13 protein-coding genes are annotated in these 13,647 nt (G+C 65.5%); 1 reads left to right on the top strand and 12 read right to left on the bottom strand.

Annotated features, from left to right (window positions below):
* Positions 1–4 precede the first annotated feature (4 nt).
* The 12 genes from metK to pyrR form a co-directional block, all read right to left on the bottom strand.
* Positions 5–1,210: a methionine adenosyltransferase gene (metK, locus tag FM101_RS13955; protein ID WP_087000716.1), complete on the bottom strand. Its 1,206-nt coding sequence runs from the start codon at positions 1,208–1,210 to the stop codon at positions 5–7.
* A gap of 9 nt (positions 1,211–1,219) precedes the next feature.
* Positions 1,220–2,488, bottom strand: coding sequence for a bifunctional phosphopantothenoylcysteine decarboxylase/phosphopantothenate--cysteine ligase CoaBC (gene coaBC, locus FM101_RS13950; protein ID WP_087000715.1), 1,269 nt, complete (start codon positions 2,486–2,488; stop codon positions 1,220–1,222).
* Between the two features lie 8 nt (positions 2,489–2,496).
* Positions 2,497–2,763 (bottom strand): DNA-directed RNA polymerase subunit omega, encoded by a 267-nt coding sequence (gene rpoZ / locus FM101_RS13945; protein WP_087000714.1) that lies wholly within the window; start codon positions 2,761–2,763, stop codon positions 2,497–2,499.
* A 48-nt stretch (positions 2,764–2,811) separates the two neighbouring features.
* Entirely contained in the window at positions 2,812–3,390 is a 579-nt protein-coding gene (gene gmk / locus FM101_RS13940) for a guanylate kinase (protein WP_087000713.1), read from the bottom strand.
* A gap of 11 nt (positions 3,391–3,401) precedes the next feature.
* The gene (gene mihF, locus FM101_RS13935; protein WP_087000710.1) at positions 3,402–3,737 is read right to left on the bottom strand and encodes an integration host factor, actinobacterial type; all 336 of its coding nucleotides are present in this window, start codon (positions 3,735–3,737) and stop codon (positions 3,402–3,404) included.
* Positions 3,738–3,856: 119 nt separating this feature from the next.
* Positions 3,857–4,705 carry an orotidine-5'-phosphate decarboxylase gene (pyrF, locus tag FM101_RS13930; protein WP_281255522.1) on the bottom strand — a complete coding sequence of 283 codons (849 nt, stop codon included), beginning with the start codon at positions 4,703–4,705 and terminating at the stop codon, positions 3,857–3,859.
* A gap of 3 nt (positions 4,706–4,708) precedes the next feature.
* Positions 4,709–8,008, bottom strand: coding sequence for a carbamoyl-phosphate synthase large subunit (gene carB / locus FM101_RS13925; RefSeq protein ID WP_087000708.1), 3,300 nt, complete (start codon positions 8,006–8,008; stop codon positions 4,709–4,711).
* A complete protein-coding gene (gene carA / locus FM101_RS13920) occupies positions 8,008–9,195 on the bottom strand; it encodes a glutamine-hydrolyzing carbamoyl-phosphate synthase small subunit (protein WP_087000706.1) in 1,188 nt (395 codons plus the stop codon). Before carA ends, carB begins: the two co-directional genes overlap by 1 nt.
* Positions 9,192–9,737, bottom strand: coding sequence for a hypothetical protein (locus FM101_RS13915; RefSeq protein WP_245806710.1), 546 nt, complete (start codon positions 9,735–9,737; stop codon positions 9,192–9,194). The genes carA and FM101_RS13915 overlap by 4 nt, the downstream gene beginning before the upstream one ends.
* Positions 9,734–11,068 carry a dihydroorotase gene (locus tag FM101_RS13910; RefSeq protein WP_087000704.1) on the bottom strand — a complete coding sequence of 445 codons (1,335 nt, stop codon included), beginning with the start codon at positions 11,066–11,068 and terminating at the stop codon, positions 9,734–9,736. Before FM101_RS13910 ends, FM101_RS13915 begins: the two co-directional genes overlap by 4 nt.
* A 14-nt stretch (positions 11,069–11,082) precedes the next feature.
* Entirely contained in the window at positions 11,083–12,063 is a 981-nt protein-coding gene (locus tag FM101_RS13905) for an aspartate carbamoyltransferase catalytic subunit (protein WP_087000702.1), read from the bottom strand.
* Positions 12,060–12,665 carry a bifunctional pyr operon transcriptional regulator/uracil phosphoribosyltransferase PyrR gene (gene pyrR, locus FM101_RS13900; protein ID WP_087000700.1) on the bottom strand — a complete coding sequence of 202 codons (606 nt, stop codon included), beginning with the start codon at positions 12,663–12,665 and terminating at the stop codon, positions 12,060–12,062. The genes FM101_RS13905 and pyrR overlap by 4 nt, the downstream gene beginning before the upstream one ends.
* 240 nt (positions 12,666–12,905) lie before the next feature.
* Between pyrR and FM101_RS13895 the strand changes: the two genes are divergently transcribed.
* Positions 12,906–13,643, top strand: coding sequence for an SDR family NAD(P)-dependent oxidoreductase (locus tag FM101_RS13895; protein ID WP_087000698.1), 738 nt, complete (start codon positions 12,906–12,908; stop codon positions 13,641–13,643).
* Positions 13,644–13,647: the final 4 nt, after the last annotated feature.

The raw sequence follows: 13,647 nt of genomic DNA, 5'->3' as shown, positions 1-13,647 counted from the left end.
CCTCCTAGAAGTTGAAGTAGTGCCGCAGCGCGTCGACGCGGTTCGTCTGCTCCCAGGTGAAGCCTGGTTCCTCTCGGCCAAAGTGGCCATGCGCTGCGGTGCGCTGGTAAATAGGTCGTTTCAGGTCAAGGTCCTCGATGATACCCAGTGGGCGCAGATCGAAGATTTCCTCGATGGCAGTGGCGATCTTCAGCGGATCCACGGTTTCGGTACCAAAGGTCTCCACATAGAGACCGACGGGCCGGGCGACACCGATGGCGTAGGCCACCTGGATTTCGGCGCGGCGTGCCAGACCTGCGGCCACCACGTTCTTGGCGATCCAACGCATGGCGTACGCTGCCGACCGGTCGACCTTGGAGGGATCCTTACCGGAGAAGGCGCCACCTCCGTGGCGGGCGAAACCGCCGTAGGTGTCCACGATGATCTTGCGTCCGGTCAGCCCGGCATCTCCGACGGGGCCACCAATGATGAACGGGCCCGATGGATTCAGGATGATCCGGGTATTGGTGATGTCCAGGTCGATTCCCGCCAGGACGGGGCGGACGACCAGTTCATGGAGGTCGGTCCGTAACGCTTCGAGTTCCAGTTCGCGGGCGTGTTGGGAGGAGACGACGATGGTCTCCACCGAGACCGGCACGTTCCCGTCGTAGCCGATGGTGACCTGGGTTTTGCCGTCGGGACGCAAGAGTGGCTGTGAGCCGGTCTTGCGGACTTCGGTGAGCTTCTCGGATAGCCGCTGGGCCAGCCAGATGGGGGTGGGCATCAAAACCGGGGTCTCATCGGAGGCATAGCCGAACATGATGCCCTGGTCCCCCGCGCCTTGGGCGTCCCGGGGATCCTGGCCCGTGCCTTGACGCTGTTCCCACGAGTTGAAGACGCCATCGGCAATCTCCTGGGACTGTTGGCCGATGGAGACCGAGACCCCGCAGCGGGCCCCGTCGAACCCGTTGGCCGAGGAGTCATAGCCGATGTCCAGGATCGTTTTGCGCACCAGATGCGGGATCTCGACGTAGCCTGCGGTGGTGACCTCCCCGGCGACGTGCACCAGCCCGGTGGTGACCAACGTTTCCACGGCCACCCGCGAGTTGGGGTCCTGGGCGAGCATCGCATCAAGGATGGCGTCGCTGATCTGGTCGCAGATCTTATCTGGGTGGCCTTCAGTGACGGATTCGGAGCTGAACAGGCGCAAGGCGGGATTCTGGGAAGTCACCCGATTACTCTACCGGTTCAAAAGGGTTCCCAACGTCGCGATCAGTCCGCGGGCAACCTCGTCCTTGGTCCCGGCAAACCGGGCCTCTGGGCCGCCGTCCGCGGCCAGGATGGTCACCGTGTTGTCTTCGGTACCGAAGCCGAGGGTGGTGGAGACCTCATTGACAACCAGCAGGTCACAGCCCTTTCGCGTCAGCTTGGCCCGCGCGTACTCCAGGACCGAGCCGTGGGTGTCACCGGTTTCGGCGGCGAATCCGACGATGAGGCCCGGGCCCGCGTCCGGGTTCTGCCGGCGGTGGCCGACGAGACCGGCGAGAATATCCGGGTTGCGCACCAGGGATACGGTGGGGGCCCCGTCCTCGCCCACCTTCTTGATCTTGGTGCCGGCATAATCGGCGGGCCGGAAGTCGGCGACAGCCGCCGCCATGATCACGGCGTCGGCCCCCTGGCAGGCTTCGGTGACGGCGTCGCGTAGTTCCAGTGCAGTGGAGGCGGTGCTCAGCTCGACGCCTTCGGGGACGTCGGTTTCCAAGTGGGCAGCGACCAGCCGGACGGTGGCGCCGGCAGCCAGGGCGGCCCGGGCGATGGCCGTACCTTGTTTACCCGAGGAACGGTTACCCAGGAACCGGACGGGGTCCAGGGGCTCACGGGTACCGCCGGCGGAGACGACGATGGTTCGGCCCGTCAAGGCAGTTTCACCCGAGGGGGGCGCCGCCTCCCCCGGGGGTTTTTGCTGTGTAGGTGGCGGCAGGAAGCGTTGCACTGCCGCGAAAAGGTCTTCGGCGTCGGGCAGGCGCCCCGCCCCGGTGTCCTTGCCGGTCAGACGCCCCACGGCCGGATCGATGACGGTGATCCCCCGGGAGCGCAAGGTGGCCACGTTGGCGGTGGTGGCGGCGTTCTCCCACATTCCGGTATGCATCGCCGGCGCCAGGACGACCGGCGCCCTGCTGGCCAAAACGGTGTTGGTCAGCAGGTCGTTGGCCATCCCTGCGGCGAGCCGTGCCATCAGGTCTGCGGTGGCCGGGGCGATGACGATCAGGTCCGCGTCCTGGCCGAGACGGACGTGATTGACGTCCTCCACGGCCTCGAACACGCTGGTGTTCACCGGACGCCCGGACAGGGCTTCCCACGTGGCCTTGCCGACGAACTGAAGCGAGGATTCGGTGGGAACAACATCGACCTGATGACCCGATTCGGTGAACAGGCGCAGCAGCGACGCAACTTTATAGGCGGCGATCCCGCCGCCTATACCGAGGACTATGCGCTGCTGGGCCGTCACGGGTGGTGCTACTCGGCGTCTTCGGCGGCCAACGGCTTGACCTGCAGGAGACCTTCGTTGATTTCACGCAAGGCGATGGACAGCGGCTTTTCGTTCAGCTGGGTATCGACCAGCGGGCCGACATACTCAAACAGGCCCTCATGCAGCTGCGAGTAGTAGGCGTTGATCTGGCGTGCGCGCTTGGCCGAGTTGATCACCAAGGCGTACTTGGAATCCGTGGTGGTCAGCAGCTCGTCGATCGGCGGATTGATGATGCCTTCGGTGTTCGTAGACACGAAGCCTCCAAATTCTGTGTGGTGTTCGTCGGTGCCGGTTGACCCTGACTACCGCTCGTGCGGAGTCAGGCCCATCTGGGAAACCAGCTCGTCGGCTGCACGCCGAATATCGTCGTTCACGATGGTGACGTCGAATTCGGATTCGGCAGCAAGTTCCAGTTTAGCGGTATCGAGCCGTCTTTGCTGCTCCTCCTCGGATTCGGTGCCTCGTCCGATGAGTCGGCGCACCAATTCTTCCCAACTGGGCGGGGCAAGAAAGACGAATTTTGCTTCCGGAAGCGACTCCTTGACCTGGCGGGCACCCTGCAAATCGATCTCCAACAGGACCCGGCGACCGGCGGCAACGGCTTCCTCGACCTTGGTACGAATCGTCCCGTAGCGGTTGCGCCCGTGAACCACCGCCCATTCGAGCATGTCCCCGGCTCCGACCAGTTCGTCGAAGGCCTGGGGCCCGACAAAGAAGTAGTGGACCCCATCCTGCTCGCCCGGCCGCGGGTCACGCGTCGTAGCCGAAACGGAGAGCCACACCTCCGGATAATGATCGCGAATATAGGTGGATACGGTCCCCTTGCCTACTGCTGTGGGACCGGCGAGAACGGTGACGGGCGGGTGGCTGGAAGCCGGCATGGTGTCCTTTGTTACTTTTTTACGTGGGGCGGCGTGTCGTCGAAGTGGGACCGCAGCGCCGCCTGCTGTTTGCGGCCCAGGCCGCGGAGCCGACGATTAGCCGAGATGCCGATGCGTTCCATCAACGCCGCGGCCCTGACCGACCCGATCCCGGGAACCGACTCCAGCAGATCCGTCACGCGTAAACGTCCGACCGCCTCATCGCTCCTGGCCAGTTCAAGCAGTTCCGCAATGGTCAGCTCACCGCGACCGAAGCTGTTCTTCACTTCGGCTCGTCGCGTTCGCGAGACCAGAGCCTTGGCCCGCGCCTTCGCGCGGTCTTCCTCCGATAATGACTTCAAAACCATAGCGTAATCCCCTGCCGGCTAGGAATCTGTCGTCGCCAGGAACCGAACGTCCCTAGTGACGATGTGATCCGAACCTAGCGAACCCTGGGAGCAGGCGCAATGGGCTGAGCCGCAGATCCTCAGTCGCGCAAGGAATCCTGCACGCCGGCTGCGGCGGCACGCAGGGAGGCAACGTCGGGTCCGTTTCGCAAGATATCGCGGCTCGACGTCGGAACCAGCTGATCCCAGACGGAGCCGAACACCGCACGCAAATCTGCCGGCGTCGCCCCTTGTGCCCCCAGTCCGGGGGCAAGGATCGGTGCATGGCTGGCCGCCAAGTCGATCCCCAGCTCCCGCAGGGCTGGGCCGACGGTCGCACCGATCACCAGCCCCGTGGACCCCAGAACGGAGCCCTCGTTCTCCACGGCTGTTGCTTCGACGATCCTCCGAGCCACCGAGGCTGCCCCGCCAACATGTTGGACGCTGGCCCCCTCGGGGTTGGAGGTTAGTCCGAGCACGAAAACCCCCCGGCCAGATGAGGCTGCGAGCTCCAGGGCAGGGCGCAGCGAACCGAAGCCCAGATAGGGGCTCAACGTCACGGCATCGGCTGCCAGCGGGGAGCCATCGCGGAGCCACGCGTCAGCGTAGGCGGCCATGGTGGAGCCAATATCCCCGCGTTTGGCATCGGCCAAAGTGAGTAGGTCGGCCTCGGTGCAGGCGGCCAGCGTCCGTTCCAGTGCGGCCATACCGGCGGAACCGTGGCGTTCAAAGAGGGCGACCTGGGGTTTGACCAGGGCCACCTGACCCGCCATGGCCTCCACGACGGTCAGGGCGAAGCGTTCCACCCCTGCAGCACTGTCCGGCAACGACCAGTCGGCGAGGAGCCCGGGATGCGGGTCGATGCCGACGCAGAGGGGGCCGTACTGCCTCATGGCCCGCCCGAGCCGGGAGCCGAAAGGCTCCCGGCCGGCGTCGTGTTCTGCGGTCACGACTCAGACTCCCTGGCGGGAATTGTTGAGCCGTTCGGCGTGCTCCTGCAAGGAGGTGACCGACCATTCGAATTGGCGCATCGCCTGGATGGCCTGGATGGCTGCCCCGAAGGAGGCCACCGTGGTGATGACCGGCGTCCCGACCGAGGTGGCGGCAGCCCGGATCTCGTAGCCGTCGCCGCGGGCGTCGCCCCCCGAAGGGGTGTTCAGGATCATGTCGATCTTGCCGTCGGTGATCAAATCCGCGATCGTCGGTTCACCGTCCTCGGTGCCCTCCCGCACCTTGCGCACCACGGTGGCGGTGATGCCATTACGGCGCAGCACCTCGGCCGTACCTCCCGTGGAGATGATTTCGAAGCCCAGATCCGCCAGGTGTTTGACCGGCAACACGATGGAGCGCTTATCCCGGTTGGCCACCGAAACGAAGACGCGCCCGTGGGTGGGCAACGGTGAATTCGCCGCAGCCTGGCTCTTGGCAAAGGCGGTATCGAAGTATTTGTCGATCCCCATCACTTCGCCGGTGGAGCGCATTTCCGGGCCCAGCAGGGAATCGACGACCCGACCCTCCGGGGTGCGGAATCGAGCGAAGGGCAGGACGGCTTCCTTCACCGAGACCGGGGCGTCGTCGGGAAGATGCGATCCGTCGCCGGTGGCGGGCAGCAGGTGATGGACCTCGCGGAGATGCTTGATCGAAACACCCGTACCGATCAGGGCCGCACCCTTGGCCAGTTGCACGCCGGTGGCCTTGGACACGAAGGGCACCGTGCGGGAAGCGCGCGGGTTGGCTTCGATGACGTAGAGCACGTCGGAGGCCAGGGCGAACTGGATGTTGATCAGTCCGCGGACCCCCACCCCGCGGGCAATGGCCAACGTGGCCTCGGCGACCCGCGCCTGGACTTCGGTGCCCAGGGTGATCGGGGGCAGCACACAAGCAGAATCTCCCGAGTGGATCCCCGCTTCCTCCACGTGCTCCATGATTCCGCCGACGTAGATATCGGTGCCGTCATAGAGGGCGTCGACGTCGATTTCGATGGCGTCTTCGAGGAACCTGTCCACCAGCACCGGGTGGTCAACGGTGATTTCGGTGGCGTTTTCGATGTACCGGGCGAGGTTTGCCTCGTCGTAGACGATTTCCATGCCGCGGCCGCCCAGCACGTAGGAGGGGCGGACCAGGACCGGGTAGCCGATCTCGTCGGCAATGCGCTTGGCGTCCTCGAAGGACACTGCTGTCCCGTTTTTCGGGGCGATGAGCCCGCCGGCGTCCAGGACCTGTTGGAAGGCGCCCCGGTGTTCGGCCAGATCGATCGCCTCCGGTGAGGTGCCCAGGATCGGCACCCCCGCGTCGGCCAGTTCCTGGGCCAGCTTCAACGGGGTCTGCCCGCCGAGCTGAACGAAGACGCCCAACACCCCACCGGTGGCCTCCTCTGCGTGGATGACCTCCAGCACGTCCTCCAGGGTCAGCGGTTCGAAGTAGAGCCGGGTGGAGATGTCGTAGTCGGTGGAGACGGTTTCGGGGTTGCAGTTGATCATGACCGTCTCATGTCCGGCTTCCCGCAGGGCCATGGTCGCGTGGACGCAGGAGTAGTCGAACTCGATGCCCTGGCCGATCCGGTTGGGCCCGGAACCCAGGATGATGATCGAGGGCTTCTCATGGAGCTCGACCTCGGTCTCCTCGTCGTAGGAGGAGTAGTGGTACGGGGTGTAGGCGGCGAATTCGGCGGCGCAGGTATCGACGGTCTTATAGACCGGCCGCACGCCCAAGGCGTGGCGAATACCGCGAACCACTGCCTCGGGGGTGTGGGTCAGTGCACCGATCTGCTCGTCGGAGAAGCCATGGCGTTTGGCCAGGCGCAGCACGTCCTCGGTGAGGGAACCGGCCTCCCGGATCTGTTCGGCGATCTCGTTGATGAGGACCAGCTGGTCCAGATACCACGGGTCGATTCCGGTGGCCTCGTAGGTTTCCTCGATGCTCGCCCCACCCAGCAGTGCCTGCTGGACCATGGCCAGCCGGCCGGTGGTGCCCACCCGGCTGCGTTCGAGCAGGCCGGGGACGTCCAGGGCGTTGGGTTTGCTGAATTCCAGTTGGGCGTCACGCTGCTCGAGTGAACGCAGTGCCTTCTGGAGGGCCTCGGTGAAGTTCCGTCCGATGGCCATGGCCTCCCCCACCGACTTCATGGTGGTGGTCAGTGTCGGATCCGCTGCCGGGAACTTCTCGAAGGCGAACCGCGGGACCTTGACCACCACATAGTCCAGGGCCGGTTCGAAGCTGGCCGGGGTCTTGCGGGTGATGTCGTTGGGGATCTCGTCCAGGGTGTATCCGAGGGAGAGTTTGGTGGCGATCTTGGCGATCGCGAAACCGGTGGCCTTCGACGCCAGCGCCGAGGAACGCGATACCCGAGGGTTCATCTCGATGACGACGACACGACCGGTATCGGGTTCGATCGCGAACTGGATGTTGCAGCCGCCGGTGTCCACCCCGACCTCACGGATGACCGCGATGGAGATGGTGCGCAGCTTCTGGTATTCCCGGTCGGTCAACGTCATGGCGGGGGCCACGGTGATGGAGTCGCCGGTGTGCACGCCCACGGGGTCGAAGTTCTCGATGGAGCAGACGACGACGACGTTGTCGTTGGCGTCGCGCATCATTTCCAGCTCGTATTCCTTCCAGCCCAGGATGGACTCCTCCAGGAGCACCTCGGAGGTTGGTGAGTACTGGATGCCGGCACCGGCGATACGGCGCAGGTCCTGCGCGTTATAGGCCATCCCCGAGCCCAGGCCTCCCATGGTGAAGGAGGGGCGGACGACGACGGGGTAGTTCAGTTCCTCGACGGCGGCAAAAGCTTCGTCCATGGAGTGCACGATGATGGACTTCGCCGACTCGGCACCACAGCGTTCGACGACACCCTTGAACTTCTCGCGGTCCTCGCCGAGTTCGATGGCCTCGATGTTCGCGCCGATGAGTTCGACGTTATAGCGCTGTAGTGCCCCCGACTTATCCAGGGCGATAGCAGTGTTCAGGGCGGTCTGCCCGCCCAAGGTCGGCAGGACGGCGTCGGGGCGTTCCTTGGCGATGATCTTTTCCACCACCTCGGGGGTGATGGGTTCGATGTAGGTCGCGTCGGCGAACTCCGGGTCGGTCATGATGGTGGCCGGGTTTGAGTTGACCAGGATGACCCGCAGGCCTTCCTCGCGCAGCACGCGCAGGGCTTGGGTTCCGGAGTAGTCGAATTCGGCGGCCTGTCCGATGACGATCGGGCCCGACCCGATGACCAGGACTGACTTGAGGTCTTCGCGCTTGGGCATTAGTTCTCTTCCTTGGAGTTCGTGGAGTGGGCGCCGTTGGCGGCCATCAGGTCAAAAAAGCGGTCAAAGAGGTAGGCGGAATCGTGGGGTCCGGCAGCCGCCTCGGGGTGGTATTGGACGGAGAACGCCGGAAGGTCGAGGCAGTGCAGCCCCTCCACGACGTCGTCGTTCAAGGAGACATGGGACACTTCGACGCGACCGTATTTCTGCTCGGGGGCCTGGAAGGCGCCCCCGCGGGGTGCGTCGACCGCGAAGCCGTGGTTTTGGCTGGTGATCTCCACCTTCCCGGTGGACAGGTCCATGACCGGCTGGTTGATGCCGCGGTGCCCGTAGCGCAGTTTATAGGTCCCGAAGCCCAGCGCCCGGCCCAGGATCTGGTTGCCGAAGCAGATGCCGAAGTACGGGATCCGTGCGTCGAGCACCCGGCGCAGGGTGGCCACCTGGTCGGTGGCGGTGGCCGGGTCCCCTGGCCCGTTGGAGATGAACACGCCATCAGGATTCAATGCGGTGATGTCCTCGAAGCTGCTGGTCGCGGGGATCACGTGCACGCGCAGTCCCCGCTCGGCCAGCCGTTCCGGGGTGGTGGATTTGATGCCCAGGTCGATGGCGGCAATGGTGAACCGCGGTTCGCCCTGCCAACCGTAGTCGGCAGGTTCGACGGTGTAGGCGGTTTTCGCGCTGACCTCCTCGGCCAGCTGGGAGCCCTCCATCGATTCCTGTTCGGCGACCCGGGCGACGAGTTCGGCATCGGTGGCCGCTGCGTCGTCCCCGGAGAAGATGCCCGCCTTCATGGCTCCGCGTTCGCGCAGGTGCCGGGTGATGGCCCGGGTGTCGACCCCCTGGATGCCCACGATGCCCTGCCGGATGAGTTCATCGTCCAGGCTGCCTTCGGAACGCCAGTTGGAGGGGCGGCGGGCCGCGTCACGGACAACGTAGCCGGCAGCCCAGATGCGATCGGATTCGTTGTCCTCGACGTTGATTCCCGTATTGCCGATATGGGGTGTCGTCTGGACGATGAGCTGGCGGGCGTAGGAGGGGTCGGTGAGGGTCTCCTGGTAGCCGGTCATGCCGGTGGTGAAGACTGCCTCTCCCAAGGTGGTGCCGCCGGCGCCATAGGCGCGGCCGCGGAAGATCCGGCCGTCCTCCAGGACCAGTACTGCCGGTTCGGGGGTGGTGTTGACGCTCATGGCTTGTCCTTCTTCGGTGCTGTGTGGTCATCGGTGGGCGCGGGGGCGCCGTGATCGGGGATCAATGTTTCTGCTGCGGAGACCAGGGTGGCCATATCCTCGGCGGCGCGCGGCCGGAAGCCGGTATCGACGTCGTGCTCTCCCAGCCGCCAGCCCAGGACCAGAAGGCCACCGGATTCGACGAATTTGCCGGCCATTCCGGATTCCCTGCGGACCGATTCCAGGTCGGCGGCGGGGATGAACACATCGGGGGCTCCGCTGCGGGAGAACAGGACGCCCTCGGGGTGCAGGGAGAGTTCGGCGTTGGATTTCATGCCCAGACCGTGGACGCTGATGCGGTCCAACCAGTCCCCCGCCGTGGTGGTGCACACGTATTGTCCGACGGCTTCGGCCAGCGGCGCATTCAATGCTGCCGGGGTTGCCACGGGGGCGGTGATATCTGCTTGGCGGCCTTGGCGGTGACGCCAGCCGAGGCGCATCAGCAGGATCGCGACGGCGGCGATCACGACCAGGCCGATGAGGTAGGGGACGTATTCGCTCATGCTGGGACTCCGGTATAGGGCCGAGGGGTGGCCAAGGCGCCGTCCAGGACGGTGGGGTGGCCGTGGAAAAACGTGGCGCGCACGCTGCCGGGCAGTTCCATCCCAGCGAACGGCGAATTCCTGCCCTTGGTGGACATGGTGGTGGGGTCCACCGTCCAGCGTGCTGCCGGGTCCACGAGGATCAGGTTGGCCGGTTCCCCGAGCGCCAGCGGCCGGCCTTGGTCGCCCAGCCGGCCGATCAGTGCCGGGGTGGTCGAGGTGATGCGGGCGACATCCGCCCACGTCATCATCCCGGTTTCCACCAGGGTGTGTTGGACGACCGAGAGCGCCGTTTCCAGCCCGGTCATCCCCATGGCTGCCTGCGCCCATTCGCAATCCTTGGCCTCCGAGGGGTGCGGGGCGTGGTCGGTGCCGATGATGTCGATGGTCCCGTCGGCCAGACCGGCCCGCAACGCCATGACATCGGCTTCGCGGCGCAGCGGCGGGTTGACCTTGTAGACGGGGTCGTAGCTGCGCACCATTTCGTCGGTGAGCAGCAGGTGGTGCGGGGTCGCTTCGGCGGTGACATTGATGCCCAGGGATTTGGCCCAGCGGATGATTTCCACCGAGCCGGCGGTGGAGACATGGCAGACGTGCAGGCGCGAGCCGACATGCTGGGCCAGCAGGACGTCGCGGGCGATGATCGATTCCTCGGCCACCGCCGGCCAACCGGCCAGACCCAGAACGGCGGAGACCTCCCCTTCGTTCATTTGGGCGCCCTCGGTCAGCCGGGGTTCCTGGGCGTGCTGGGCAACCACCCCGTCGAAGGCCTTCACGTATTCCAGTGCCCGGCGCATCAGCACCGGATCCCAGACGCAGATCCCGTCGTCGGAGAAGACCCGGACGCGGGCCCTGGAATCGGCCATGGCCCCGATCTCCGAAAGTCGTTCCCCGGCGAGCCCGACGGTGACGGCGCCGACGGGCCGCACATCGACCCAGCCGCTGCGCTGACCCAGATTATGGACTTGTTCCACGACGCCCGCGGTATCGGCCACCGGGGTGGAATTGGCCATGGCGTGCACCGCAGTGAATCCGCCGCGGGCCGCCGCCCGGGTGCCGGTTTCGACGGTTTCTGCGTCTTCGCGGCCGGGTTCGCGCAGATGAGTGTGCAGGTCGACCATGCCCGGCAGGGCGATCAGGCCGGTTGCTTCGATGACTTCTGCTGTGTTTGCTGCTTCGTGGGTTCCCGCGTCGGCGCCGATGGCGGCGATACGGCCGTCAATCAGCAGCAGATCGGAGGGTTCGCCGCCGGCGAGGCTCGCCCCACGGATGAAGTAGGTGGTGGTGCTCATGTGATTCTCGATTCTCAGAGGGAGCCCGGTTGCTGCGGGTCCGCGGAAAGCAGGAGGTACAGGACGGCCATGCGTACGGCGACGCCGTTGCTGACCTGTTCCAGCACGGTGGAGCGGGGTGAGTCGGCGGCTGCCGAGGAGATCTCCAACCCGCGGTTCATCGGTCCGGGGTGCAGGATGATCGTCTCCCGGCCCGGCTGCGCGTCCAGTGCCGCCAGGCGGGCGTCGTCGAAACCCCAGATGCGCGAGTATTCGCGGGTGCTGGGGAAGAAGGAGGCGTGCTGGCGTTCGGCCTGCAGGCGCAACATCATCACCGCATCCGCCCCCGCGGCCAGGGTGGCGTCGAGGTCGTAGCTGATGGTGCACGGCCAGGCGGCGGCGCCGACCGGCAGCAGGGTGGGTGGTGCGACCAGGGTGACCTCGGCCCCCAGGGTGCGCAGCAGCCACAGGTTCGAACGGGCCACCCGCGAATGCAGGATGTCTCCGACGATGACCACGCGCATCCCGGTCAGGTCCGAGCCGGTGGATTCCACGCCCTGGACCTTCGCCCAGTGGTTGCGCAGCGTGAACGCATCCAGCAGTGCCTGGGTTGGGTGTTCGTGGGTTCCGTCTCCGGCGTTGACCACGGGGGCATCGATCCAGCCGGCGGCTGCCAACCGGGCCGGAGCGCCGGAGGAACCGTGGCGGATGACCACCCCATCGGCACCAATGGCTTTCAACGTCTGTGCGGTGTCCTTCAGGGATTCTCCCTTGGACACCGAGGAGCCCTTGGCGGAGAAGTTGATGACATCGGCCGAGAGCCGTTTGGCGGCGGCTTCGAAGGAGATCCGGGTGCGGGTGGAGTCCTCGAAGAACAGGTTCACGATGGTGCGTCCGCGCAAAGCGGGCAACTTCTTGACCTCACGGGTGCCCACGGCGGCCATGTCTTCGGCGATGTCCAGGATCCGGATGGCGTCGGCGCGGGCCAGGTCGGCGGTGGAGAGCAGATGCCTCATGCGCGGGACTCGATGACGACGTCGTTCACTGGTTCACCGTGGGCGCTGTCCAATTCACCCAGGCGGACCCTCACCTTTTCGGAGGAGGCGGTGGGCAGGTTCTTGCCCACATGGTCGGCACGGATCGGCAATTCGCGGTGGCCCCGGTCCACCAGCACTGCCAGGCGCACGATACGCGGCCTGCCCAGATCGGAGAGGGCGTCCAGGGCGGCGCGGATGGTTCGCCCCGAGTAGAGCACGTCGTCGACCAGGACCACGACCTTGCCGTCGATGCCGCCGGCCGGCAGTTTCGTGGGCAGCGGGGTGCGGGTGGTGGAATGGCGCAGATCGTCCCGGTACATGGTGATATCGAGTTGACCGGTGATCGCTGCGGGATTGGTGCTCGGTTCGGCGCGGGCAATGCGTTCCGCGAGCCGCTGCGCCAAGGGGAAGCCGCGGGTGGGAATACCCAGCAAAACCAGGTCCTCGGTGCCCTTATTGGCTTCAATGATTTCATGGGCGATGCGGGTGAGCGCCCGCGAGATGTCGGCTTCTGAAAGTACTGTGCGAACGCTGGTGGGACCGGTGGACCCGGTCTCGTCGGTGGCGCCGTAGGTTTCCATGATGCCGCCTCCTTCCCCGCCTCACTGGACGGAATTTAAAGGGTGACTGCTCGATCAAAATTACCACAGGAGGACGACGGCTCTCGCCCCGGGGAAGCTGCGTGACCTAGCTGCCTCGGGAGGCGTTGATCACGTGCCACGGCGGCGGACGGCTGGTTCTTCATCAGGATGCTGGCCTTTACGGACCTTTCGACCGAGGATGGCTTGAAGGTGCACAGACCATCGAGGAAAGGAACCGACATGAAGTTCAAAGACCAGGCCGCGATCATTACCGGGGCGGCGAGCGGTATCGGGCGTGCCACGGCGCGACGGCTGGCCGAAGACGGGGCGAAGCTGATCCTGGTCGACTACAACGAGGAAGCCCTGAACGAAACGCTGGATCTGGTCACGGGCCATGGCGCGGAAGCCCATGCGGTCGGCGCAGACGTCTCGGACACCAGTGCCGTGCACGGCTACGTCCAGGCCGCGATCGAGAATTTTGGGCGGGTCGACCTGTTCCACAATAACGCCGGCATCCTGCAGGTCCCCGGTCTGCTCCACGAGTCCAGCATCGAGGACTTCGACCAGATCGTTGCGGTGAACCTGCGCGGGGCCTTCATGGGGATGAAGTACGTCTTGGAGCAGATGATGCTCCAGGGTTCGGGGTCGATCGTGAACACGGCTTCGCATGCGGCCATTCGCGCCGAACCGACGATGGGGATGTATGCCGCGACCAAACACGCCTTGGCGGGGCTGACGGTGACGGCGGCCAGCGAGTACGGCCCGCATGGACTGCGCATCAACGCCGTGTGCCCGGGGGGTGTGAAGACGGCCATGACCGCGGGCATGCCCGAATCAGCGGATCTCTCGGGCTTCGGGCCCATGCAACGCATGGCCGAGCCGGAGGAAATTGCTGCCACGGTGGCTTTCCTGCTCTCGGAGGAGGCTTCCTATATCAATGGGGTCCTCCTGCCGGTTGATGGTGGCCTGGCCGTGTAGGCCT

Source organism: Arthrobacter rhombi, assembly GCF_900163545.1.
Lineage (GTDB): Bacteria > Actinomycetota > Actinomycetes > Actinomycetales > Micrococcaceae > Arthrobacter_H > Arthrobacter_H rhombi_A.
Note: the sequence above shows the minus strand (reverse complement) of the source record. Positions and strands in the feature narration are given on the sequence as shown.